This window comes from Serratia sp. EC4 (genome assembly GCF_059652115.1).
Window position 1 is genome coordinate 1,331,600 of the sequence record NZ_JBNIDE010000001.1, and the last position, 21,229, is coordinate 1,352,828.

Annotated in this window: 18 protein-coding genes, 4 tRNA genes and 1 other RNA gene; 13 read left to right on the forward strand and 10 right to left on the reverse strand. The window is 62.4% G+C overall.

The window, feature by feature from the left end; genetic code table 11:
- Positions 1-68: 68 nt before the first annotated feature.
- A complete protein-coding gene (gltX, locus tag ACP39K_RS06260; RefSeq protein WP_016926803.1) occupies positions 69-1,484 on the reverse strand; it encodes a glutamate--tRNA ligase in 1,416 nt (471 codons plus the stop codon).
- Positions 1,485-1,778: 294 nt separating this feature from the next.
- Here gltX and ACP39K_RS06265 point away from each other — a divergent pair.
- The 9 genes from ACP39K_RS06265 (at position 1,779) to ACP39K_RS06305 (ending at position 6,700) form a co-directional block, all read left to right on the forward strand.
- Positions 1,779-1,854 (forward strand) — tRNA-Val (locus ACP39K_RS06265).
- A gap of 29 nt (positions 1,855-1,883) precedes the next feature.
- Positions 1,884-1,959: transfer RNA gene (locus ACP39K_RS06270), tRNA-Val, on the forward strand.
- Between the two features lie 38 nt (positions 1,960-1,997).
- Positions 1,998-2,073: transfer RNA gene (locus tag ACP39K_RS06275), tRNA-Val, on the forward strand.
- 7 nt (positions 2,074-2,080) lie between these two features.
- A tRNA-Lys gene (locus ACP39K_RS06280) sits at positions 2,081-2,156 on the forward strand.
- A gap of 74 nt (positions 2,157-2,230) precedes the next feature.
- A non-coding RNA gene (locus ACP39K_RS06285) (RtT sRNA) lies at positions 2,231-2,354 on the forward strand.
- A gap of 207 nt (positions 2,355-2,561) precedes the next feature.
- Positions 2,562-3,569 carry a Fe2+-enterobactin ABC transporter substrate-binding protein gene (gene fepB, locus ACP39K_RS06290; protein WP_048324629.1) on the forward strand — a complete coding sequence of 336 codons (1,008 nt, stop codon included), beginning with the start codon at positions 2,562-2,564 and terminating at the stop codon, positions 3,567-3,569.
- 214 nt (positions 3,570-3,783) lie between these two features.
- Positions 3,784-4,839: a Fe(3+)-siderophore ABC transporter permease gene (gene fepD / locus ACP39K_RS06295; RefSeq protein ID WP_497008366.1), complete on the forward strand. Its 1,056-nt coding sequence runs from the start codon at positions 3,784-3,786 to the stop codon at positions 4,837-4,839.
- Positions 4,839-5,876 carry an iron-enterobactin ABC transporter permease gene (fepG, locus tag ACP39K_RS06300; RefSeq protein ID WP_016926800.1) on the forward strand — a complete coding sequence of 346 codons (1,038 nt, stop codon included), beginning with the start codon at positions 4,839-4,841 and terminating at the stop codon, positions 5,874-5,876. The genes fepD and fepG overlap by 1 nt, the downstream gene beginning before the upstream one ends.
- 17 nt (positions 5,877-5,893) lie before the next feature.
- A complete protein-coding gene (locus ACP39K_RS06305) occupies positions 5,894-6,700 on the forward strand; it encodes an ABC transporter ATP-binding protein (protein WP_033639715.1) in 807 nt (268 codons plus the stop codon).
- Between the two features lie 28 nt (positions 6,701-6,728).
- On the opposite strand, the gene ACP39K_RS06310 is transcribed toward ACP39K_RS06305, so the two are convergent.
- The 3 genes from ACP39K_RS06310 to budA form a co-directional block, all read right to left on the reverse strand.
- Entirely contained in the window at positions 6,729-8,315 is a 1,587-nt protein-coding gene (locus ACP39K_RS06310) for an ABC transporter substrate-binding protein (RefSeq protein WP_048324631.1), read from the reverse strand.
- A 140-nt stretch (positions 8,316-8,455) separates the two neighbouring features.
- On the reverse strand, positions 8,456-10,141 hold the full coding sequence (alsS, locus tag ACP39K_RS06315; RefSeq protein WP_016926797.1) for an acetolactate synthase AlsS: 1,686 nt from the start codon (positions 10,139-10,141) through the stop codon (positions 8,456-8,458).
- Between the two features lie 32 nt (positions 10,142-10,173).
- Positions 10,174-10,953, reverse strand: a complete 780-nt coding sequence (gene budA, locus ACP39K_RS06320; protein ID WP_004936416.1) for an acetolactate decarboxylase — start codon at positions 10,951-10,953, stop codon at positions 10,174-10,176.
- Between the two features lie 450 nt (positions 10,954-11,403).
- Here budA and ACP39K_RS06325 point away from each other — a divergent pair, with 450 nt between their 5' ends.
- Complete coding sequence (locus tag ACP39K_RS06325) at positions 11,404-12,306, forward strand: LysR family transcriptional regulator (protein ID WP_060444461.1); 903 nt, start codon at positions 11,404-11,406, stop codon at positions 12,304-12,306.
- Here ACP39K_RS06325 and eutC read toward each other — a convergent pair.
- On the reverse strand, positions 12,285-13,076 hold the full coding sequence (gene eutC, locus ACP39K_RS06330) for an ethanolamine ammonia-lyase subunit EutC (protein ID WP_060444460.1): 792 nt from the start codon (positions 13,074-13,076) through the stop codon (positions 12,285-12,287). The genes ACP39K_RS06325 and eutC overlap by 22 nt on opposite strands.
- A complete protein-coding gene (locus tag ACP39K_RS06335) occupies positions 13,073-14,458 on the reverse strand; it encodes an ethanolamine ammonia-lyase subunit EutB (RefSeq protein WP_497008367.1) in 1,386 nt (461 codons plus the stop codon). The genes eutC and ACP39K_RS06335 overlap by 4 nt, the downstream gene beginning before the upstream one ends.
- Positions 14,459-14,617: 159 nt before the next feature.
- On the opposite strand from ACP39K_RS06335, the gene ACP39K_RS06340 reads away from it, so the two are divergent.
- The gene (locus tag ACP39K_RS06340; protein ID WP_197788569.1) at positions 14,618-15,166 is read left to right on the forward strand and encodes a nucleotidyltransferase family protein; all 549 of its coding nucleotides are present in this window, start codon (positions 14,618-14,620) and stop codon (positions 15,164-15,166) included.
- Between the two features lie 52 nt (positions 15,167-15,218).
- Positions 15,219-15,686, forward strand: a complete 468-nt coding sequence (locus ACP39K_RS06345; protein WP_497008368.1) for a FlxA-like family protein — start codon at positions 15,219-15,221, stop codon at positions 15,684-15,686.
- Between the two features lies 1 nt (position 15,687).
- Here the strand turns inward: ACP39K_RS06345 and ACP39K_RS06350 are convergent, their stop codons facing one another.
- Entirely contained in the window at positions 15,688-16,608 is a 921-nt protein-coding gene (locus ACP39K_RS06350; RefSeq protein ID WP_033639707.1) for a LysR family transcriptional regulator, read from the reverse strand.
- Between the two features lie 96 nt (positions 16,609-16,704).
- Between ACP39K_RS06350 and ACP39K_RS06355 the strand changes: the two genes are divergently transcribed.
- Complete coding sequence (locus ACP39K_RS06355; RefSeq protein WP_016926790.1) at positions 16,705-17,697, forward strand: bile acid:sodium symporter family protein; 993 nt, start codon at positions 16,705-16,707, stop codon at positions 17,695-17,697.
- 26 nt (positions 17,698-17,723) lie between these two features.
- On the opposite strand, the gene ACP39K_RS06360 is transcribed toward ACP39K_RS06355, so the two are convergent.
- From ACP39K_RS06360 to zipA, 3 genes are all read right to left on the reverse strand, one after another.
- Positions 17,724-17,939 (reverse strand): DUF3820 family protein, encoded by a 216-nt coding sequence (locus ACP39K_RS06360; RefSeq protein ID WP_004936441.1) that lies wholly within the window; start codon positions 17,937-17,939, stop codon positions 17,724-17,726.
- Entirely contained in the window at positions 17,939-19,960 is a 2,022-nt protein-coding gene (ligA, locus tag ACP39K_RS06365; protein WP_004936443.1) for an NAD-dependent DNA ligase LigA, read from the reverse strand. The genes ACP39K_RS06360 and ligA overlap by 1 nt, the downstream gene beginning before the upstream one ends.
- Positions 19,961-20,039: 79 nt before the next feature.
- Positions 20,040-21,065 (reverse strand): cell division protein ZipA, encoded by a 1,026-nt coding sequence (gene zipA / locus ACP39K_RS06370; protein WP_016926788.1) that lies wholly within the window; start codon positions 21,063-21,065, stop codon positions 20,040-20,042.
- Positions 21,066-21,229: the final 164 nt, after the last annotated feature.

Below are 21,229 nucleotides of genomic sequence, written 5' to 3' on the forward strand. Positions count from 1 at the left end.
CAGCAAGCAATAAAAAAAGCCCCGGGATTGCTCCACGGGGCTTTTTCATTTATGGCGTATCAACCTAATCAGGCTTGTGCTTCGCGCTCGGCGATGTAAGCCAGCGCCATGTCGATGCGCTGCAGCGAACGCTTCTGGCCGATCGCATGCACGGTCACGTCCATGCCTGGCGACTGGCCGGCGCCGGTCACCGCGACGCGCAGCGGCATGCCGACTTTACCCATGCCGACACCCAGCTCATCCGCCGTGCCCTGAATGGCGTCATGCACATTTTCCGGCGTCCAGACGGTGATGGCGGCCAGCTTGGCGCGCACCGCTTCCAGCGGCTGACGCGCGACCGGGCGCAGGTGCTTCTTGGCGGCGTCGGCGTCAAACTCGCTGAAATCTGCGTAGAAGTAACGGCAAGACTCCGCCATCTCTTTCAGCGTTTTGCAACGCTCGCCCAGCAGCTTGACGATGTCTTTCAGTTCCGGACCGTTGCGGGTTTCAATGCCCAGTTGCTCAACGTGCCATGCCAGATGCACCGCCACTTCTTCCGCCGGCATATGGTTGATGTAGTGGTGGTTCAGCCACTGCAGCTTCTCAGTGTTGAACGCGCTGGCGGATTTGTTGATCGCTTCCAGCGTGAAGAACTCTTTCATCTCATCGATGGAGAAGATCTCCTGATCGCCGTGGGACCAGCCCAGACGCACCAGGTAGTTCAGCAGCGCCTGCGGCAGATAGCCGTCGTCGCGATACTGCATGACGCCCACCGCGCCGTGGCGCTTGGACAGTTTTTTACCGTCGTCGCCGAGGATCATCGACACGTGCGCGTATTCCGGCACCGGCGCGCCCAGCGCTTTGAGAATGTTGATCTGGCGCGGGGTGTTGTTGATGTGGTCTTCACCGCGGATCACATGGGTGATTTCCATGTCCCAGTCATCGACGACGACGCAGAAGTTATAGGTTGGCGAACCGTCGGTGCGGCGGATGATCAGATCGTCCAGCTCCTGGTTGCTGAATTCGATCGGGCCGCGAATTTTGTCGTCGAAGATCACCGAGCCTTCCTGCGGGTTACGGAAGCGCACCACGTGCGGCTCGTCGTCGGTGTGGCTGCACTGGCTGTCGCGGCAGTGGCCGTCGTAACGCGGCTTCTCGCCGTTTTCCATCTGCTTCTCGCGCAGCGCTTCCAGACGTTCCTTGGAGCAATAGCATTTATACGCCGTGCCCTGCTCTAGCATCTCATCGATGACCGCGTTGTAACGATCGAAACGCTTAGTCTGGAAATACGGGCCTTCATCCCAATCCAGGTTCAACCAGTTCATGCCATCCATAATTGCGTCGATCGCGTCCTGGGTCGAACGTTCCAGATCGGTATCTTCGATACGCAGAACGAACTCACCGCCCGCATGGCGGCTGAACAACCAGGAATAAAGTGCGGTACGCGCGCCGCCGACGTGAAGATAGCCGGTCGGGCTCGGTGCAAAACGGGTTTTGATTTTCATTGGGTTCACTGCCTTATTACGCAACGCGTGTCGGCGGTTGCCGACGATTGCTCGGAATTGAAAAAAGAGTGGACGACATTGTATCACCACGCGCTAATTCCTCAACGCCGACACGATATTGCGCCGGTCGATTTCGCGCGTTTTGCGGCGAGTTTCGCATAGCATCGCGCAAAGAATCGGCGCTGCTGGCGATAATTATCGCGCCCTGCCTAAATTTGCGGCGAACGATTGAAATCATTTTAAAAAGCGTTGACTCACTTTGAACTATCCCTATAATGCGACTCCAACAAGACGGGGCGATTAGCTCAGTTGGTAGAGCATCTCCTTTACACGGAGGGGGTCGGCGGTTCGAGCCCGTCATCGCCCACCATCTTGTTGAGAAAAAATGAGAACGAATGAGGGTGATTAGCTCAGTTGGTAGAGCATCTCCTTTACACGGAGGGGGTCGGCGGTTCGAGCCCGTCATCACCCACCATCATTCTCTCGTTTAGCAGTGCCTGGAAGTCCTGAAGTGGGTGATTAGCTCAGTTGGTAGAGCATCTCCTTTACACGGAGGGGGTCGGCGGTTCGAGCCCGTCATCACCCACCACTTCTGCGGGTCGTTAGCTCAGTTGGTAGAGCAGTTGACTTTTAATCAATTGGTCGCAGGTTCGAATCCTGCACGACCCACCAATTCAGAAAAAAGCGCCTTTTGGCGCTTTTTTCGTTTCTGCACCATCCGACTCTGACTTCATCTCTCGCCGACAGAGTTCACCGGGTCGTGCAGGATGAAGAACCGTAGAGGTTCGAGCATCGCGCAGCGATACGACAACGCGCAGCGTTGCCCGTAGGGTGAGGCCACAGGCCGAATCAATCCTGCACGACCCACCAATTCAGAAAAAAGCGCCTTTTGGCGCTTTTTTCGTTTCTGCCTCACTCACTGCCCCTATCTCCTTATTCTTTCTGTATTCACCACGCGCTGAGATACGAATGGTTATCATTTTGGCGGCTTGAATGGTAAATTAGCGGGCATACACCACGCAGCCAATCCGCCGCCGGATTGATACGCCTTAGTTCAAGGAAAGAAAGAGCCCGCTCATGACCCTATCCTTACGCCAGCTGTTCATTGCATTTATCGCCACTTCCAGCCTGCTGCTCAGTGGCTGCGGCCCGGACGACAAGAGCGACGGGCAGAAACCGTCCGCTCCCGCAACCGACAGCAGTTGGCCGCGCACCATCGACAGCGCCAAAGGGAAGTTCACGCTGGAAAAACCGCCGCAGCGCATCGTGTCCACCAGCGTCACCATCACCGGCACGCTGCTGGCTATCGACGCCCCGGTGGTCGCCAGCGCCGCCACCAGCCCAAATCCCCTGGTGGCCGATAAACAAGGTTTCTTTACCCAATGGAGCGAGGTGGCCAAGCAGCGCCACGTCGAGCGGCTGTACCAGGTGGAGCCCAATGCCGAAGCCGTCGCCGCCGCCGCGCCGGATTTGATCGTCGTCGCCGCGACCGGCGGGGATTCGGCGTTGAAACTGTATGACCAGCTGTCCGCCATTGCGCCGACGCTGGTGCTCGATTATGGCGACAAAAGCTGGCAGCAGCTGGCCAGCGAGCTCGGCGAGATCACCGGTCATGAAGCCGGCGCCAAACAGGCGGAAGATCGTTTCGAACAGCGCGTGGAGCAAGTGAAGCAGGCGATCGCGCTGCCGCCGCAGCCCACCACTCCGCTGGTGTATGCCGACAACGGCCGCGAGGCCATGCTGTGGACGCCGGGTTCCGCCCAGGGCAAACTGCTGACCCAGCTCGGTTTCCAACTGGCCACCCCGCCGGAAAGCGCCAAAGGCAACACCAGCATGGGGAAACGCCATGACATCATCCAGATCTCCGGCGAAAAAATGGCCGAAGGCCTGAATGGCAAAACCCTGATCCTGTTCGCCACCAATGAGCGCAAAGTGCAAGAGGTGCTGACCAACCCGTTCCTCAAACATCTGGAGCCGGTGGAACAGCGGCACGTCTACGCCGTCGGCAACGACACCTTCCGCCTCGATTACTACAGCGCCACCAACATGCTGAACCAAATCGAACGGTTGTTCAAAAAGCCCTGAATCATGCCGTCGGCAGGCCAGCCCCCTGCCGACGCTTTCCGCAAACGGGGCAAGCATTCACATTCAATCAATTGAAATATCAATAGTTATTAACATCATCATTGCACCTGCGCCGCCAACCGGCGGGTGCATGCGGGCGTAAACTCGTGCTACTATAAGCGCCCGCATGAACGCAAATAACAATGAGAATAAAAATCATACAGGAGTTACCGGTGTGAACGTACCCACTCCAACTGAGCGGACGCTTTCGTCCGCACCGCACGCAGCTTACGCCAGTGGCTTCAAACGCATCGCCGGGTTCGGTATCGGTTTGGCGCTGTTGCTGCTGTGCATCATGGCCAGCCTGATGCTGGGTTCCAAAGCCATCCCCTTCCATACCGTCTGGCTCAGCCTGCAGGGCGCCGCGAGCGGTTCCGACAGCACCATCATTCTCAATGCCCGGGTACCCCGTACGCTGGCGGGCATCCTGGCCGGCATGGCGCTCGGCGCCGCCGGCGCGCTGATTCAGGCGCTGACGCGCAACCCGCTGGCCGATCCCGGCGTGCTCGGCATCAACGCCGGCGCCAGCTTCGCCGTAGTCATCGGCATCATGTTTTTCGGCGCCGCCACCACCGAAAGCTATATGGCCTATGCCTTTGTCGGCGCGGCCCTCACCACCCTGCTGGTCTACCTGATCGGCACGCTGGCGGGCGGGCGCATCAACCCGGTGCGGCTGACGCTGGCCGGCGTGGCGATCGGCGCGGTGCTGCTCGGCATCACCACCGGGCTGTCGCTGATCGATCCGCAAACCTTTGACCAACTGCGCTTCTGGCAGGCCGGCACGCTGGATATCCGCACGCTGTCCACGCTGCCGGTCACCGCCCCCGCCATTTTGCTCGGCTGCCTGCTGACGCTGCTCATCGCCCGGCCGCTGAATACCATCGGCATGGGGGAAGATTTGGCTATCGTGCTCGGCGCGCGCGTGGTGCTGACTCAGATCGTCGCGGTGATCGCCATCACGCTGCTGTGCGGCGCGGCGACCGCCACCGTCGGTCCGATCAGTTTCATCGGCCTGATGGTGCCGCATATCGCCCGTTGGTGGGTCGGCCCCGACCAACGCTGGATCCTGCCCTATTCCATGCTGCTGGCGCCGATTTTACTGCTGTGCGCCGACGTGGTCGGCCGCTTGCTGGCGGCCGGTGAACTGCGGGTTTCCATCGTCGCCGCCTTTATCGGCGCGCCGGTACTGATCTGGCTGGTGCGCCGCAAGAAAACGCTGGGGGGCTTGTGATGAGTCTGCCGCACACGCTGCATATCGGCCGTCCAGACGGCGTCATCAACTGGCGCGTGCCGCTGCGCCTGCTGTTGGTCAACCTTTCGCTGCTGGCGTTATGTCTGGCGATGGCGGTTGCCGCGCTGTGCTACGGCACGCTGCAGCTCTCGCTGGAGCAGGTCTTTGCCGCGCTCAGCGGCGAGGCGCCGAAAAATCTGGTGACCGTGGTCACCCAATGGCGCTTGCCCCGCATCGCCATGGCGCTGTTGTTAGGCGCCGCGCTCGGCATGAGCGGCGCCATTTTCCAGTCGATTATCCGCAACCCGCTCGGCAGCCCGGACGTGATCGGCTTTAACATGGGGGCCTACACCGGCGCGCTGATCGCCATCACCCTGTTCAACGGCGGCTACTATTACATCGCCGGCGGCGCGCTGGCCGGCGGCATTCTCTCGGCGCTGGCCATCTATCTGCTGGCCTGGCGGCAAGGCATCGCCGGCTTCCGGTTGATCATCGTCGGCATCGCCATCAGCGCAGTGCTGGTTTCCACCAACACCTGGCTGATCATCACCGCTTCGCTCGAGCGCGCCATGGACGCCGCCATGTGGCAGGCCGGTTCGCTCAACGGCATGACCTGGCAAAAAGCCCAGCCCGCCACGGCGTTCATCGTGCTGGCGGCCGCGGCCGCGCTGCTGATGGGCAAACGGCTGCAGCTGCTGGAAATGGGCGACGACACGGCGCGCGCGCTGGGCGTCAACGCCGAAGGCAGCCGGCTGTGGCTGATGCTGTTTGGCGTTACCCTCACCGCCGCCGTCACCGCCACCGCCGGGCCGATTTCCTTTATCGCGCTGGCGGCGCCGCAGATCGCCCGTCGCCTGGCCGGACAATCCTCGGTCACCCTGACCTCCTCGGCGCTGATGGGCGCGGCGTTGCTGCTCGGCGCCGACGTGGTGTCCCAACATCTTTTCGCGCCGATCCAACTGCCGGTCGGGGTCGTGACCGTCTGCATCGGCGGCCTGTACCTGATTTGGCTGCTCATCCGAGAGGCCCGCAGATAATGAAGAGTGATAATGCCATGAGCCACCGCCTGCACGCCTCGCACCTGAAGCTGGGCTACGACAATAAAATCATCGCTGACGATCTGAGCGTGGCGATCCCCGACGGCGCCTTCACGGTGATCGTCGGGCCGAACGCCTGCGGCAAATCGACGCTGTTGCGCGCCCTGTGCCGCCTGCTGAAACCCAGCGCCGGCGAGGTGATGCTGGACGGCAAGAACATCAGCAGCTTCGCCACCAAGGCGCTGGCACGCGAGCTTGGCCTGCTGCCGCAAACTTCAATCGCGCCGGACAGCATCACCGTGGCGGATCTGGTGTCGCGCGGCCGCTATCCGCATCAGAGCCTGCTGAAACAGTGGACGCAGGCCGACAAACAGGCGGTGGAAGCCGCCATGGCGGCCACCAACGTCAGCCAATTGGCGGACCGCAGCGTCGACGAACTGTCCGGCGGGCAGCGCCAGCGCGTCTGGGTGGCGATGGCGCTGGCGCAGCAAACCCCGCTGCTGCTGCTGGATGAGCCGACCACCTACCTCGACATCGCGCACCAGATTGAGCTGCTGGATCTGTTCCGCCAGCTTAACCGCGAGCGCGGTCAAACCATGATCGCGGTGCTGCACGATCTCAACCACGCCTGCCGCTATGCCGATCACATCATCGCCATGCGCGACGGCAAGATCGTGGCGGAGGGGAAACCGGCGGAGATCATCACCGCCGAACTGGTGGAGCGAGTGTTCGGCATGCCGTGCATGATTATCGACGATCCGCTGTCCCACACGCCGCTGGTGATCCCGCGCGGCCGCTACCACTGCGACGCGCCGCAGGCATGAAAAAGGCCGGGTTACCCCGGCCTGTGCCTTATTTCTCCAACGACACCTGTTTGAAGATGTGTTTGCCGAACGGGTCTATCTCGTAGCCTTTCACTTCCTTGCGCACCGGTTCGAAGATGGTCGAGTGCGCGATCATCAGCGCCGGCATCTGATCGTGCATCATCACCTGCGCCTGCTGGTACATCGCCACCCGTTTGGCGTGATCATTCTCTTCACGCGCCTGCAGGATCAGCTGGTCGAACGGTTTGTAGCACCATTTCGCCGAGTTGGAGCCGCCGAGCGAAGCGCAGGTGAACAGCGGGCCGAAGAAGTTGTCCGGATCTCCGTTGGCAGTGGTCCAGCCCATCAGCGCGGTCTGGTGCTCGCCGTTTTTAATCCGCTGTAAATACTCGCCCCACTCGAAGGTGACGATTTTGGCGCGCACGCCGATCTTGGCCCAGTCGGCCTGGATCATCTCCGCCATGCGCTTGGCGTTGGGGTTATAGGGCCGCTGCACCGGCATCGCCCACAGATCGATGTCGAAACCCTGCCCCAGCCCGGCCTCCTGCAACAGCTGCTTCGCCCGCTCCGGCGAATACGGGTAGTCTTCAAGCTGCGCGTTGCTGCCCCATTGGGTCGGTGGCAGCAGATTTTTGGCCGGCTGGCCGGCGCCGTGGAACACCGCGTCGATGATCGCCGGCTTGTTGACCGCCAGCGCCAACGCCTGGCGCACCTTGACGTTATCCAACGGCTTCTTCTGGGTATTGAACGCCAGGAAACCGATATTCAAACCGGATTTTTCCATCACCTGAAGGTTGCCGTCCTGCCGCATGCGCGCCAGATCCGCCGGGTTGGGGAACGGCATCACCTGGCACTCGTTCTTTTGCAGCTTGGCGTAACGCACCGTCGCATCCGGCGTGATCGAAAACACCAGCCGGTCGATCTTCGGTTTGCCTTCCCAGTAACGATCGAACGCCTTGTAGAGGATTTTCGCGTCCTTCTGGTACTGCACCAGCTGGAACGGCCCGGTGCCGATCGGATCGTTGTCCACCCGCTGCGGCGTGCCGGCCTTCAGCATCGCGTCGGCATATTCCGCCGATAAAATGGTGGCAAAATACATGCCCAGATCGGCGACGAACGGCGCCTCGGCGCGGGAGAGCTCAAAGCGCACGGTGTGGTCATCCACCTTGACGATCCGGTCAATCAGCGTGCCGAACTCCATCGACTCGAAGTTGGTGTAGGCGCCGTTGGAGACCTTGTGATACGGGTTGTTGGCGTCCTTCTGGCGCATAAACGAGAAGATGACGTCATCGGCGTTGAAATCGCGGGTGGGGGTAAAATATTTATTGCTCTGGAATGCCACGCCCTTGCGCAGATGGAAGGTATAGCGCTTGCCGTCTTCGCTCACCTCCCAGCTTTCCGCCAGGCTGGGTTGCAGCTCGACGGTGCCGGGTTTGAAATCCACCAGCCGGTTGTAGATCGCCGCCGAACTGGCGTCTACCGTGGTGCCGGAGGTGAACAGCTGCGGGTTGAAACCTTCCGGTGAACCTTCGGAACAGTAGACCAGCGTATTGGCTCGCGCGCCGCCGGCAATCGCCAACGCCAGCAGCCCGATCGTTATTGCTTTTCTTTTCATTGCGCTATCCCCAGTGGTGAAAAAACAGCCCAACGGATAGCAATAAATCATGCAGTTAGTGATGTAAAGGACAAATTCCGCGCATAAAAACGGGCAGGCGCGCAAGCGGCCTGCCCCGGTGAAACAGCGCGATGATGAAATTAAATCATCTGGCTGAAGTTCATCTGCGCCATCAGCTTATAGTTGTCGGCGTAGTCGACCGGAATGGCCACCACTACCGGCCCCTGGATCGCCATCGCCTTGCGCAGCATCGGCCGCAGGTCGTCCACCGACTGCACGGCGAAACCGACCGCGCCGCAGGATTCCGCATAGGCCTTGAAGTCAATCGGCCCAAACTCCACGCCGGATTTGCGCTGGTATTTATTCACTTCCTGCATCTCCACCATGTTGTAGGCGTTATCGACCCAGATCACGTGCACGATGTTATTTTTCAACCGCACCGCGGTCTCCAGCTCCATGCTCGACTGCATGAAGCCGCCATCGCCGGAGATCGACACCACCTTATCGCCGGGGCGCACCAGCGCCGCGCCGATGGCCCACGGCAGCGCCACCCCCATGGTTTGCTGGCCGTTGGAGATCAACAGCTGGCGGGCGCGGAAGCTGTAAAGGTAACGGGCGATCCAGATGTGGAAGCTGCCCATGTCCACGCACAGCGTCACGTCGTCGCTGACGATGTCCTGCAGCTCCTTGACGATGCGCAGCGGATGGATCGGCATGCCGCCGCGGCGCGCGGCGCGTTCCGCCAGTTCTGTGCGCTGACGGCCGAGATCGGAGAGGATCAGCTCCACCTCCGGCGGCACGCAGACCGCCTCATTGAACGCTTCGGTCATCATGTTCAGCGTGGCGCTGATGTTGCCCACCAGTTCGACATCCGGCCGATAGCAGGTGTCGATATCCGCCGGCAGCACGTCGATGTGCACCAGCTTCAGCCGCCCGTGGCTGTTCCACATGCAAGGATCGTATTCGATCGGATCATAGCCGACGCTCACCACCAGATCGGCCTTCTGCAACAGCTGATCGGCCGGCTGGTTGTTGAACAGGCCGACGCGGCCGGCGAAACGGGCGAAGTGGTTGACGTCGATCACCCCCGCCGCCTGATAGGTGCCGACCACCGGCATATGGGTGCGGTACAGCAGATGGCGCACCGCCTCGCTGTTCTCCGGCCGGCTGGCCTGCAAACCGAGCAGCAATACCGGACATTTGGCCTGGCGAATCAGCTTCACCGCCGCCTGGATGTCGTCCGCCGCCGCGGCCCCCATGCGCGGCAAGCGGCAGCCGGCCAGCACCGGCGCGCTGACCGGTTCATTGACGATATCCATCGGCAGGCTGACGAATGATGCTCCCGGCCGGCCAAACTCGGCGCGGCGGAAGGCGTTGGCGATCACCTCGGAAATCGCCGAACCGGCATGCACTTCGGCGCAATACTTGGTCACCGGCCGGAACATGCTGACGGTATCCATGCTCTGGTGCGTCTGCTTCAGGCTGTCGGCGCGCTTCACCGCCCCGCCAAAGGCCACTACCGCGTCCCCCTCCGAGGTGGCGGTGGCCAGCCCGGTGATCAGGTTGGAGCTGCCCGGCCCGGAGGTGACCAGCGCCACCCCGGCCTTGCCGGTCAGGCGGCCGACCGCCGCCGCCATAAAGGCCGCGTTGGCCTCATGCCGCACCACCACCGTGTCGATCGATGGCGCGTCCTCCAGCGAGTCGAACACCCGGTCGATCTTGGCGCCCGGAATGCCGAAAACGTGTTTGACGCCCTGCGCTTCCAGGTTTTTCACCACCAAATCGGCGCCGCATTGCCAATCATTGCCTGTTTTTTCCTGTGCCATGGTTCCACCTCCTAAGAAAACGATCGCCGGGGTTAGCCCTCGGCGGAACGAATCGCGCGATCCAAATCCTCTGGGCAGAGGTTGGCGCGCAAGAAATCCGCATCATGCGGCAACTGAAGATTGAGACGGGTGATGACGCCGAACTGCAGGCGGCCATGATCGAGCTGGTAGTCCAGCACGTGGCCGCCGCCGCTGCGGTCGTCGGTAACGAAGTGTTCGTGATAGCCGGCCACGCCGATGCCCTGCATGTAATCCGGCGAGCGGAAACCGACCAGCGTGCCGCGCCGTTGATGAAACGAGAAGGTCGGCTGCTCTTCTATCGCTTCCAACATCGGGCGGTAGGGCCGCTCCTGGCGCGGCACGGTGCGGGTTTCCACGTGACTGAACTCACCGTCGACCCGTACCGCACAGAACAGGTTCGGCGAGGCGACCTGTTCGTCGATGCACTGATGCAGTTGCGCCTTGGTAATCGGCCGGTCGAACTGTTGGCTGATGCTGGGCTGGAAAAAGGTGACGACGGCGAAAGGGGTTTTCTGTTGCAAACCGGCTGGGCGGGCGCTGCCGTCGGCGCGCAGCTGGTGTATTTCCTGGTCGAAAGCGATCAGTTCGCCGTCCAGGTGATTGAAGGTGCCGAGGCCGAAATCGCCGTGTTTGAGCAACTCGGCAATGGTGGTTTCACCCTCGTAGACCCCGTCGATGAGCGCGCTCATCAGCGAGATTTGATAGATTTCGCCCTCCCCGGCGTTGATCGACTGCCTGGCAAAACCCTGCGCCAAATGGCGCGCACAGGAACACCCGTGTTTTTCGTTCATGCTGACTCCTCCACCAGCGCGGAACTGCGGTTCCACGCGTTCAAAAGACCCGCCGACGGCGGGCCAAGATGCCCCCTAAGGCGTGTTCATCAGTTGGAACGATTCAGCCTGAGGCGACAAAAAAACCGGCACGGCTGGCCGGCCGATATCCAGAACCCACGGCATGATGTGTGAAAGTAAAGGCTCACTAATCATTAATGCTGAGTCGGATATCAAATTGAACGGTTAATCTGGTGTTGGAGCGACAATCAACTCCGCAGGCGGCTCATGCAGCCTGGGAAAAACATCTGTTATTTAGTGCTAAGCGCCGCGAGGTTTATGCGTTTTCTCTCTATACGGCCGGGATGCGGCGGCGTTGAAGCCCGCCGTCAACCCGCAGCCAGAGTAGCCGCAGCGCCGCCGACAGAGAAGCGGGTATTCATAAGAAACGCTTTTGCATATAATGCAAAAATGAATGACGCCCGTTATGTTGAACATCTGCCGATCTTTCTCGACGTGGCCCGCCTGGGCAGCTTTTCCGCCGCCGCTCGCCGACTGGGCATGGTGCCCTCCTCGCTGGTGCGCCATATCGACGCATTGGAAAGCGCGCTCGGCGCCGCGCTGTTCGTCCGCTCCACCCGTGGGCTGCTGCTGACCGACGCCGGCGAGCTGCTGCTGACGCGCGCCGCCTCGCTGATGGCGGACATTACCGGTATTCACGCCGAGCTGAGCGCGTTAAACGAAACGCCGCAGGGCACGCTGCGCATCAGTTGCCTGCCGACCTTCGGCAAAACCTATGTGCTGCCGCTGCTGCCGACGCTGGCGGAACGCCATCCGCAGCTGTCTGTCGATCTCGATCTGACCGAACGTCAGACCGATCCGACCCAGGAACGGCTGGACGCCGCCCTCCGCATCGGCGAACAGAAGGACAGCGCGCTGTACGCCAGCCGTATCGCCACACAACGCTGGGTGATGTGCGCCAGCCCCGCCTACGTCGCCCGCTATGGCCTGCCGAGCGATCTGGAAGCGTTGCCGCAGCATCGGCTGATCGCCCGCTATCACAAACAGCAGCCGGCCTGCTGGGCACAGATCCTCGACGCGGCGCTGATGAGCCGCTGCACCATGGCGCTGCGCTGCGACGACTTCACCGCGCAGCGCCAGGCGGCGCTGCTCGGCCTCGGCATCGCCTTCCTGCCCAACTGGGTGGTGGGGCCGGACGTGCAGAATGGGCAACTGGTTCAGATGCTCGAAGATCCGCGCCATGAGCAGCAAGGCATCTATCTGCTGCGCCCGATGGCGAAGGTGTCCGCCCGGCTGGCGGCCTTCACCGCCCTGCTGCAGCAAACCCTCGGTCAGCCGCCCAGTTGGGGGTAAAGCGGTGTCACCCGGTTGTGCAGCGCCGGATTGTCGCTCTCGTCCTTCAGCTCGATGCCGCTCAGCCGCCGCTGGAACGCCTGCTCCAGCAGCCAGGCCAGACGGAACGCCGCCTGCGGGTAATCCAGCCCCTCCGGCCGCACGTTGGAGATGCAGTTACGCTCGGCGTCCGTTCTGCGCGCATTCGGCTCCCAGGTTAAATAAATGCCCAGGCTGTCCGGCGACGACAGCCCCGGCCGTTCGCCGATCAGCACCGCCACCGCCCGGGCCTGCAGGCATTCGCCGATCTCATCCCCCAGCGCCACCCGCGCCTGATGCGCCAGCACCACCGGCGTCACGCTCAAACCCAGCGTATCGAGATAAGGTCGCAGCGCCTGCAGCAGCGGCAGCGCCTGACGGTGCACCGCCTTGGAGGAGAGGCCGTCCGCCACCGCCAGCAGCAGATCGACACGGCGCGATGGTGAGCCGAGCAGCAGGCTGCGGCTGTCCGGCGCCAATCGCCGCCCCAGATCCGGTCGGCGCAGGTAGGCGGCGCGGTCGGCGGCCTGGCTGTGCACCGCCAGCGTGGGCCAACCGGCCTCGTGCAAATCCGCCGCCAGCCGCTCGCTGTCGAAAGGCTGATGCACCGCGTCGCGCGCCTGGGCATGGGCCAGGCCGAAGCGCAGCAGCTCGTCGGTCGGCAGGCTGGCGCCGGTGCGCCCCAGCGCGATGCGCGCGTCGGTAAAGGCGCGCAGCGCGTTCCAACTGTTGACGTGAACCGGTTTGCTCATGTCCGTTCTCCCTGCAGCGCCAGCAACAACGGGTGATTGGCGGCGGCGTCGCGCAGCCGCCCGCGTTCGTCGGTGATGTTCATCGCTGCCAGCCAGGCGGCGAACTCCGGTGCATGCTTCAGCCCCAGCAGCTCGCGGATATAGAGCGCGTCATGGAACGAGGTGCTTTGGTAGTTGAGCATGATGTCGTCCGCGCCCGGCACGCCGATCAGGAACGTCAACCCGGCGGCGGCCAACAGCGTCAGCAGCGTGTCCATGTCGTCCTGATCGGCTTCGGCATGGTTGGTGTAGCAGACGTCGCAGCCCAGCGGCAGGCCGAGCAGCTTGCCGCAGAAGTGGTCCTCCAGCCCGGCGCGGATAATTTGTTTGCCGTCATACAGGTATTCGGGGCCGATAAACCCCACCACGGTGTTGATCAGCAGCGGTGAGAAATGGCGCGCCACCGCATAGGCACGCGCCTCACAGGTCTGCTGATCGACGCCGTGATGCGCGTTGGCCGACAGGCAACTGCCCTGCCCGGTTTCGAAGTACATCACGTTATCGCCCAATGTGCCGCGCCTAAGGCTCAGCGCCGCCTGCTGCGCTTCCGCCAGCAGCGCCAGACTGATGCCGAAACCGCGATTGGCCGCTTCGGTACCGGCGATCGACTGAAACACCAGATCCACCGGCGCGCCGCGCTCCATCAGCCGCAGCGTGTTGGTCACATGGGTCAGCACGCAGGATTGGGTGGGAATGGCGAAGCGCTGGATCACCTCGTCCAGCATGTAGTTGAGCTTTTCCAGCAGCGGCAGGCTGTCGCTGGCCGGGTTGATGCCGACCACCGCGTCGCCGCTGCCGTACAGCAGACCGTCCAGCATGCTGGCAGCGATGCCCTGCAGGCTGTCGGTCGGGTGATTGGGCTGCAGCCGCGCGCTAAGGTGGCCCGGCAGACCGATCGTGTTGCGAAAGCGCGTCACCACCCGGCACTTTTTCGCCACCAGGATCAGATCCTGATTGCGCATGATCTTGCTCACTGCCGCCGCCATCTCCGGCGTAATGCCGGCGGCCACCTGCGCCAGCATGGCGCTGTCCGCCTGCTCGCTCAGCAGCCAGTCGCGAAAATCGCCGACCGTGAGGTGCGAGATGGGCTCAAAGGCGGCGGCGTCGTGGCTGTCGATGATCAGGCGCGTCACCTCGTCCTGTTCGTACGGCACCAGCGCCTGCTGCAGGAACGCCTTGAGCGGCAAGTCCGCCAGCGCGATGCGCGCCGCCATGCGCTCTTCGGCGCTTTCCGCCGCCACCTCCGCCAGATAATCGCCGGAACGCGCCGGCGAAGCTTTCGCCATCAGTTGACGCAGATCGCCAAAGCGATAGCCGCGTTGGCCCACCGTTGCCTGATACATAGCCCCCTCCCTTGCCCCGGGTGACGAGATAACAACCCTGCACCAAGTGTAGTCAGTGGGAAAAGAAAATTATTTTTCACGCGATCGCCGCCATCACGCTTTCCCCCATTTCACCCGTTGCCGCTTCGGGTTACAGTAGCCGCGAAAACAGGAGGGGTGATGGATCCGCAACGGCAAATTATCGACTGGCTGCAACAAGATAGCGCGCGCATGGCCGCCCTGCGCACCGTGCGCCGGCTCGGCCTGAATGACTGGTGCCTCGGCGCCGGCTTTGTGCGCAATCTGGTGTGGGATCGGCGCCATGGCTATACGGAACCCACGCCGCTCAACGATATCGACGTGATCCACTTCGATGCGGAGCGTGCGGACGCTGAGCGCGATCGCATGCTGGAGGCGCGGCTGCAACAGTGGCTGCCGCGGCCTTGGTCGGTCAAGAACCAGGCGCGGATGCACCTGCGCGGCGGCCGGGCGCCTTACCGCGACAGCGAAGAGGCCATCAGCTTCTGGACCGAAGTGGAAACGGCGATCGGCGCGCGCCTGAACGCCGACGACAGCATCACGCTGGTGGCCCCCTTCGGGCTCGCGGCGCTGTTCGACGACACCATTACCTTCAACGCGAAAAACGGCGATCGCGCGGCCTATGCCCAGCGCGTGGTCGACAAAGGCTGGCTGCAGCGTTGGCCGCATCTGCGGCAGGTAAAGATTTAGCCGCCGCTGCCGATACCCTGAACAGCGAGATCCAGACTCAGGGAGAGCAACCATGTCGACCACCATCACCATGATCGTACCGATCAAAAATACCGTCCCCGGCGTCAGCAACGTGTTCAGCGCGCCGGGCCATCAGGGCGAATTGCTGATGGCCAAGCCGGTCAACAACCAGCCGCAAGGCGGCAAGATGGAGAAAAACGAACGCGCCAACGGCAATGACGAACCGGTTAATCTCAACGAAAGCCGCGCCTCGGCGCGCATCAAGGCGCTGAACCGGCAGAGTCAGGCGCTGCAGCAAAAGCTGGTGGAACTGAAGGACTCCGACGCCGATCCTAAGGAAATCGAAAAGCAGAAACAGCTGATCGAAGCGCAGATCAAGATGTTGCAAGCCGAGATCGCGCGCATCCAGAAAGAAGAAATGGAAAAGCAGCAGCAGGAGCAAATGGAAAAAGCCGCGGCGCGAGCCGGCGACGGCGTCAACCGCCCAACGCCGCTCAACGCGGTGGACGTCTATATCTGACTCAATATTCCGCGTTTTCCCGCCGGCGCTGTTGCAGTAGCGCCGCCTGCTGACGCGCCACCTGCCAGATGGCCTCCGCCGCCGGCGTCAGCGAGCGGTTCTTGCGGCGCACCAGCATCAGCGCGCGGTTAACTTCCGGCACCAGCCGCCGTACCCGAAGCCGCCCCCCTTCCGGCAGCGGCAGCGCCAACGCCGGGAAAATGCTGATGCCGATCCCCTCCGCCACCATCGGGAACAGCGTCGCCGGATGGCCGATTTCCTGCACCACCTGCGCCTCCACGCCCTGCTGCCTCAGCGCGCTGTCAATCAGCGGCCGGCTGCCCGACGCATAATCCTGCAGCACCAGACGGCAGCCGTTCAATGCCGACCAACGTACCGCCTGCTGCGCAGCAAACGGGTGATCGTCGCGGCACAGCAACAGGAACGGTTCATGCAGCACCGCTTCGCACTCCAGATCCACCGCTTGCACCGGATCGACCACGATGCCGAAATCCACCTCGGCGTTACGCACGCTGTGCAGCACCTGCTGCTGCGCCTGATCGCGCAGCATGATGCGGATCTCCGGGTATTGGCGCTCGCCGGCGGCGATGCACTGCGGCATCAGATGGGCGGAAATGGTCTGGCTCGTCGCCACCCGCACCGTGCCGCTGCGCTGTACGCCAAAGCTGCGCGCATCCAGCAAAGCAGCCTGCAGTTCGTCCAGCAACCGTTCAACCCGGTTGGCCAGCCGCAGGCCGGCGTCGGTCAACACCACTTCACGCGTGGTGCGATCCAGCAAACGCACGCCGACCTCCGCCTCCAGCTCTTTCACGCTGTGGCTGACCGCCGATTGCGTCAGGCCGATCGCCTCGCCGGCGCGGCTGAAGCTGCCGTGGCGGGCGACAACGACGAACACCCGCAGCTGTTTGAGTGAGTAATTCATGTGTTTTATTCATAGATGAATTAAATAAATCAATTTAATTATTATATCCCCGCGCGGGAGAATAGCCCCATCGATTTTCTACCCGAGCGCATCGCCATGAGATTCCTGCCCGATCGTTTTACCCTGACGCTGATCGCCACCGTGCTGCTGGCGTCGTTCCTGCCGGCGCGCGGCGAGTTCGTCGGCTGGCTCAACGCCCTGACCATCGCCGCCATCGCCCTGCTGTTCTTCATGCACGGCGCCAAGCTGTCGCGCGAGGCCATCCTGGCCGGCAGCAATAACTGGCGGCTGCATCTGTGGGTGATGTTCAGCACCTTCATCATTTTTCCGGCGCTGGGGATGCTGTTCGCCTGGTGGGCGCCGATCGACGTCAGCCCCGAGCTGTACGCCGGTTTCATCTACCTGTGCATCCTGCCCGCCACCGTGCAGTCGGCCATCGCCTTCACCTCACTGGCGGGCGGCAACGTGGCGGCGGCGGTGTGCAGCGCCTCCGCCTCCAGCCTGCTGGGGATCTTCGTGTCGCCGCTGTTGGTCGGCCTGCTGATGAACGTGCACGGCGATACCGGCAGCCTGCGGCAGGTGGGCTCGATCGTGCTGCAGCTGCTGGTGCCGTTCGTCGCCGGCCACCTGCTGCGGCCGCTGATCGGCGGCTGGATCGAGCGCCATCGCCCGCTTATCGGCAAAACCGACCAGACCTCGATTCTGCTGGTGGTGTACGCCGCCTTCAGCGAAGCGGTCACGCACGGCATCTGGCATCAGGTAGGGATCGGTTCGCTGGCGTTTATCGTCGGCGGCAGCATCGTGCTGCTGGCGATCGTGCTGGTGGTGAACACTTACATGGCGCGCTGGCTGGGGTTCAGCAAGGCAGACGAAATCACCATCGTGTTCTGCGGATCGAAGAAGAGCCTGGCGAACGGCATTCCGATGGCCAATATTCTGTTCCCGGCGGCGACGGTGGGGATCATGGTGCTGCCGCTGATGGTGTTTCATCAGGTGCAGTTGATGACCTGCGCAGTGCTGGCCAAAAGATACCAGCGCAAGCAGCAGACGCAGCAGGCGGTACCCAACGCGCAGGCGTCGCGCGGGTAAAAAAAGACGGGCCGAGGCCCGTCAGATCAGCTTTTCTTCAGCGGCTTGACCAAGTGGTCAAGCCCTTCGATTTTAATCGCCAGCGTCATCTCCATCAGCATGCCGAGCTTGCCTTTGGGGAATTCGCCCTTACGGGCGAACCACAGCAGGTACTCTTCGGGCAGGTCGATCAGCACCCGCCCCTGGTACTTGCCGAACGGCATCACGGTATTGGCGATCTCCAGCAGGTTTTCCTTTTCCATCAGTCACCCAGCAGGCGGATCATTTCCGCTTCGTCGATCACGGCGATACCCAGCTCCTGCGCCTTCGCCAGCTTGGAGCCGGCCGCCTCGCCGGCGATCACCAGATCGGTTTTCTTCGACACGCTGCCGCTGACCTTGGCGCCCAGCGCCGTCAGGCGATCTTTGGCTTCGTCGCGCGACAGCTGGCTCAGCGAGCCGGTCAGCACCACGGTTTTTCCGGCGAACGGGCTGTCTATCTCTTCCGCTACCACCACCACCGGCGCCGGCCAGCGGATGCCGATCTCGGCGCCCACCAGCTCGTTGATCACCTGCTGATTGAGCGCTTCATCGAGGAAATTGCGGGTGTGTTTGGCCACCACTTCGCCGACGTCCGGCACTTCTTTCAGCGCCTCGATATCGGCGGCGAACAGCTTCTCCAGCGAACCGAAATGCGCGGCCAGGTTGGCGGCGGTCGCTTCACCGACCTCGCGAATGCCGAGCGCATACAGGAAACGGGCGAAGGTGGTCTGCTTGGATTTCTCCAACGCGTTGACCAGATTCTGCGCCGATTTCGGCCCCATGCGATCCAGACCGGTCAGAATGCCGGCGGACAGGCGGAACAGATCGGCCGGGTTCTTCACGTACTCCTTGTCCACCAGTTGCTCGATGATCTTGTCACCCATGCCCTCGACGTCCAGCGCGCGACGGGAAACGAAGTGCTTCAAGGCCTCTTTGCGCTGCGCGCCGCAGATCAGCCCGCCGGTACAGCGCGCCACGGCTTCGCCTTCCACGCGCTCAACGTCGGAGCCGCACACCGGACAGTGCAGCGGGAACACCACTTCGCGCGCATCCTGCGGCCGACGGTCTTCCAGCACCCCCACCACCTGCGGGATCACGTCGCCGGCGCGGCGCACGATCACCGTATCGCCGATGCGCAGCCCCAACCGCTCAATTTCATCGGCGTTGTGCAAGGTCGCATTGCTGACGGTCACCCCGGCCACCAGCACCGGCTCAAGGCGGGCCACCGGCGTAATCGCGCCGGTGCGACCAACCTGAAACTCCACTTCGCGCACCACGGTGATCTGCTCCTGCGCCGGGAATTTGAACGCCGTCGCCCAGCGCGGCGCACGCGCCACGAAGCCCAGCGTTTCCTGCAGATCGATATCGTCAATCTTGATCACTACGCCGTCGATGTCGAAACCGAGCTGTGCGCGGTCCTGCTCGACCTGACGATAAAACGCCAGCACTTCCTCGCTGCCGGTGCGGCGCTGGGCGCGATCGCTGACCGGCAGGCCCCAGGCCTTGAACTGCATCAGGCGCTCAAAGTGGCTGCGCGGCAGCTCGCCGCCTTCCAGCAGGCCGACGCCGTAGCAGAAGAAGGTCAGCGGGCGTTTGGCGGTAATGCGCGGATCGAGCTGGCGCAGCGAGCCGGCGGCAGCGTTGCGCGGGTTGGCGAATACCTTGCCGTCTTTGCGCCGCGCCTCTTCGTTCATCTGTTCAAAACCGGCCTGCGGCATGAACACTTCGCCGCGCACTTCCAGCCGGCGCGGGATATTGTCGCCGGTCAGGCGCAACGGGATGGCGCGAATGGTGCGCACGTTGGTAGTGATGTTCTCGCCGGTAGTGCCGTCGCCGCGCGTCGCCGCGCGCACCAGTTCGCCGTCTTCATACAGCAGGCTGACCGCCAGGCCATCCAGCTTCAGTTCGCAGCAGAAGGTCAGCGGATCGCTGCTTTTGAGCCTGTCCTGCACGCGCTTGTAAAACGCCAGGAAGCTTTCTTCGTCGAATACGTTGTCCAGCGACAGCATCGGCACTTCGTGACGCACCTGGTCGAACGCCGCCAGCGGCGCCGCGCCCACGCGCTGGGTCGGTGAATCGGCGGTGATCAGCTCCGGATGCGCGCTCTCCAGCTCGCGCAGTTCGCGCATCAGGCGGTCATATTCCGCATCCGGCACTTCCGGCGCATCCAGTACATGATACTGGTATTCATGATGGCGCAGTGTGGCTCGTAGTTGATTGATTTGTTGGATTATCGATTCCATGGCTCACCATCAAAGATAAAAAACCCCCGGCTAGCGGGGGCTTTGTTGTTACGGATGTTCAGTGCGCGCGGCAACCCGGTCAGGCGTTGTTTTCCAACACTTCACGGATACGCGCTTTGTAGGTTTCCAGCTTCTGCGGCGTCATCATGCGGCGCTCGTCGTCCAGCACCACGCCGCCCACGTCGTCGGCGATGCGCTGCGCCGACTGCAGCATCAGCTTGAAGTTCTGATTGGCGTCGCCGTAAGACGGCACCATCATGAACATCGACACGCCCGGCGTGGAGAAGTCGGACATCATGTCAGGATCGAACGACCCCGGCTTGACCATGTTCGCCAGGCTGAACAGCACCGGGCCGCTGCCGGCCGGGCTGATATGGCGGTGGAAGATGCCCATCTCGCCAAACTGGAAGCCCGCTTGCAACACGCTCTGCAGCAGCACTTCGCCGCCGATCACGCCGCCCTGATGGGCCGCGACGTGCAGCACCAGCACGGTCTCTTTCAGTTTAGCCTGAACTGGCGCAGCGGCCGGCTGTTGCGGCTGCGGTGCAGGTTCCGACGCAGGCTTGACTTCCGGCGCGGGCTGCACAGGGGCGGGTTCGGCGTGGAATGCCGGTTCCGCCGCCAGCGGCGCCTCATGTTCATGCGGTAGATCGTCAACGCGCGGCTCGCGGCGCGCGGCCGGTTGCGATTGCTGCGGCTCGGCCGGTTCTTCGTCCGGCGCGTAGTTGTTCAGCAGGATGTCATCATACTCCGGCCGCTGAGACAGCGGAGGCGGCGTCTGATGAGCGGCCGGCTGAACGGCGCGGGGCGCAGGCGCAGCCGCCGGAGCGGGCTTCGGCGCGGCCACGGGTTCTTCGCGTGCGGCATCGAAATGGCCGAATGACGGCTCGTCTTGCGGGTGAGCGGCGCGTACGCGCACCTCACCGACGCCTTCTTCGAGATCGTCGATCGGAGTTTGTTCACGTTCCTTTTGGGAACGTTTGGCTGGGCGATCGCGGAAGAGCGCTGACCGTTCTTTGCGACTGGTCCACAGACCGTGCAATAACAGCGCTATTATGGCGATCGCGCCAACAACGATTAATATCAGACGCAAATCCTGCATCATTGCTATCTCTGTTGTTCCAATACATTGCCACCGCGGCAAACATTCACTCTTTAACTCTATTTGCCCGCGCACACAAGTGCAAGTCCGTGCTGAACTTTATGCCAATAAAGATGATTATACTGCCTTTTTCTGCTGGTTTTTCAGCCAACCCTACCCTAGCCAGT